This window comes from Syntrophomonas sp. UBA5494, from assembly GCF_002426325.1.
In genome coordinates this window covers 1-3,314 of record NZ_DIPG01000029.1, presented here as the reverse complement: position 1 = coordinate 3,314, position 3,314 = coordinate 1, and the positions used below count along the sequence as shown (strand labels likewise).

At 46.0% G+C, this 3,314-nt stretch carries 4 protein-coding genes; all 4 read right to left on the bottom strand.

Annotation, left to right across the window (positions count from 1 at the left end; genetic code table 11):
• Nucleotides 1-629 (bottom strand): SDR family NAD(P)-dependent oxidoreductase (locus tag B3W37_RS02885; protein ID WP_483174730.1); only part of this gene is annotated, 629 nt, incomplete at its 3' end.
• 33 nt (nt 630-662) lie between these two features.
• Nucleotides 663-1,514, bottom strand: a complete 852-nt coding sequence (locus tag B3W37_RS02880) for a 3-hydroxyacyl-CoA dehydrogenase family protein (RefSeq protein ID WP_483169080.1) — start codon at nt 1,512-1,514, stop codon at nt 663-665.
• 27 nt (nt 1,515-1,541) lie between these two features.
• Nucleotides 1,542-2,330, bottom strand: a complete 789-nt coding sequence (locus B3W37_RS02875; protein WP_483169082.1) for an enoyl-CoA hydratase-related protein — start codon at nt 2,328-2,330, stop codon at nt 1,542-1,544.
• Between the two features lie 55 nt (nt 2,331-2,385).
• Nucleotides 2,386-2,853 carry a MaoC family dehydratase gene (locus B3W37_RS02870; protein WP_483169084.1) on the bottom strand — a complete coding sequence of 156 codons (468 nt, stop codon included), beginning with the start codon at nt 2,851-2,853 and terminating at the stop codon, nt 2,386-2,388.
• Nucleotides 2,854-3,314 lie beyond the last annotated feature (461 nt).

Sequence of the window (3,314 nt, the reverse complement as noted above, 5' to 3'; positions counted from 1 at the left end):
TTATCAAGCGTCCCGGCGGTCATTTTGCTCGGGAACCATCCCGGGGCAATAGCATTAACGGTAATATTGTGCTTAGCCCATTTCACAGCAAGATCCTTGGTCAATCCGGCAATAGCAGCCTTGCTGGCCTGATAGGCTACCGTATCCATGATTTCTGCGGGAGCTCCAACAAAAGCGGCCAATGAAGCCAGATTGATAATTCTGCCATAATTCTGTTTAGCCATAATCTGGCCCGCCTTTTGGGCCATGTACCAGGAACCCGTCAAATTGGTGTCAATTACTTTTCTCCAGGCATCCAGAGGAAACTCTAGCGATGGCGCCCCCCAGGTTGCTCCGGAATTATTAACCAAAATGTCTACCCGGCCAAATTCTTTCATTACTAAATCGTATAAAGCATCGATTTCATCAGTATTTTTAACGTCAGCTCTGGCCGGTAATACTTTTACCCCCAAATCCTTCTCCATCTTTTGAGCCATTTCTTGGCATCGTTCAAGGTTTCTAGCCGCAACAACCAGATTGGCGCCGGCTTCGCCTAGTGCATACGCCATTTGAACACCAATGCCGGCTGCCCCACCGGTTACTATTGCTACTTGACCTGATAAATCGAATAATTCCGTATTGCTTCTCAAGCTATAACCTCCTTTCACGGGCTATTATTAACATTATTTTTCGTAATCGTAAAAGCCCTTTCCGGACTTCTGACCTAAGAGACCAGCCAAAACGCGTTTTTTAAGTAATGGATGCGGTTTGTAGCGGTCACCAAAATCTCTTTCCATAGTTTCCATTCCGTGCATGGCAATTTCAGCTCCTACCAAATCCAGCAACGTGCAGGGTCCCATAGGATGCCCGGCACAGAGCCGCATGGCTTTGTCGATATCTTCGGGGGAGTTGCCTTCTTGTACCAGTTTAACGGCTTCATTCATGAGAACATCCAGCAGCCTGCTGACGATAAACCCGGCAAAATCTACAGCTATGGCTGATTCCTTACCAATCTTCTTAATATAGTCCAAGGTAGCTTGCATGGTCTCCTCAGAAGTTAGCTGGCCTCTAATGACTTCCACGCCTTTCATTAGCGGCACCGGGTTCATGAAGTGAATACCGATGACCTTGTCTCCCCGAGTGGTAGCGCTGGCAATTTCGGTAACCGGGATAGCCGAGGTGTTAGTTCCCAGTATGGCTTCCGGCTTGCAGAGCCTTTCAAATTCTGCGAACATTTTCTTCTTAAGCTCCAGGTTTTCGAATACACATTCCACCAGCAGATCGGCATCTTTGCATGCCTCTGCCAGATCAGTAGTAACAGTAATCCTGGAAATCGCAGAACTTACATCGGCTTCGGCAATTTTGCCTTTGCTGGCCAGCTTATTGAGGTTCTTCTCAATGGTAGCCATAGCTCTCTTAAGAGCCTCTTCTGAGATATCGTTCAAAACCACGGTGTACCCTGCTACAGCACTTACCTGGGCTACACCATTGCCCATGGCTCCTGCTCCTATAACAGCAATTGTGTTTACTTCCATGAATTGGTCCCACCTTTCAATCAATTATTATCTCCCTGTGATATTGGGTTGCCTCTTTTCGACGAATGCCAGCAGACCTTCTTTGCCGTCTTCCGTTCCAAAACATTGGGCAAATAACTCGACCTCCATTTTGAGTGCATTTTCAAGGTCGAGATCTTGCCCTATATTGATGGCCTGTTTGGCTAAAGCCTCTAATACAGGTGATTTGCTGGCAATCGTATTCGCCATTTTCCTTGCTTCGTCAATGAGTTGTTCGGGCGGAAAGACATGATTGACTAAACCGATTCTATAGGCTGTTGCCGCATCTATAGTCTGACAGGTGAAGATGATCTCCTTGGCCCTTCCAGCTCCTACTAACCGGGCTAACCGTTGAGTACCGCCCCCCCCCGGAATAATCCCTACATTAATCTCAGGATTGGCCATTTTGGCTTTTTCGGACGCAAGGCGTATGTCGCAGCACATTGCTACCTCAAGCCCTCCGCCAAAAGCGAAACCGTTAATGGCGGCGATGGTAGGCTTGGGAAATAAGGCTATGGCCTGTTGCGCGCGGTAGACACCGAGAGCGAATTTTCGCCCTTCTAGCAAATTACAGGCAGACATTTCAGTTACATCTGAACCGGCTGCAAAAGATTTGTTTCCGCTACCGGTAAGAATAACCACCCTTACAGCATCATCCTCTCTCATCTGCTGAAATACTGAGTATAGATCATTAAAAACAGCAGAATTGAGTGCATTTAACACTGCAGGACGGTTGATTTCAATTAACATAACGTAGTTTTCCAGAGAACAAATTAGGTTTTCGTACTGATATACCATTATTGTTAACACCTCCTTCCTGAACAATATAAATAAATGGCTACAGATGCGCGGTTTAGCCAGCCAGGCCTGGCGACAGCGATTCGCGTTGGGTTTCCAGTTTGCTTTGCTTGCGTGGCATCATCAACGCCTCTCCTTCGAGAGTTATTTCGTTCCTTTGGTTCGTGCAATAGGTGCGGAGCCGCACCCGGTTTTTGGCGTCATCTTTCTCCAGCACTTCTACCGTAGCGGTGATCGTGTCCCCTATAAAAACGGGCTTGAGGAATCTGCAAGTCTGCTCTAGATATATAGCTCCGGGTCCAGGCAATTGGGTTCCCAACACGTTGGAGATAAAGCCAATCGCCAGTATGCCATGGGCAATCCGTTTACCAAACACGGTTTCACCAGCATACTCGACATTAATATGAACTGGATTCATATCTCCCGTAACCCCTGCAAACGAATAAACATCCGATTCGGAAATGGTCTTGCTAAATTGTGCAGAATCCCCAACTTTTATCTCTTGCACAGTTTTTCCCTGCATATAAACGCCTCCATTCAGCATTTGCAACAGATATCGCAAAAGATATGCCAATTACAGTTTTCCGGGATAAAACTTTGCAGATTCCTATAATTCGGCAGCACAGCGGGTCATACACCGTGCTCAGAGCCAGTTACATAGGTAATTCTAAGGAAATAGACCGATAATGAAACAAACAGGACGTCTTAGAGGCGTCCTGTTTCGATACACATATTTATTTTTTCCATCATCTGTCTCAAGCCTACGCTGGAGACTACTAAAGCACTAAAAATTTTATTATTTATCCTAACGGTTCTTGCTGTAGTAACAACACCTTGCTTGAAAAGGTGTGTCCTGATTTGGGACACGCAAAGGTACCGACCCGGTGCTGATCACTGATACTAGCCATACAATTCGATATTGTAGAATACTATTCGCGAAGGCATGAGATTTGCATAGATATTTTGTATCAATATATTAAGGAG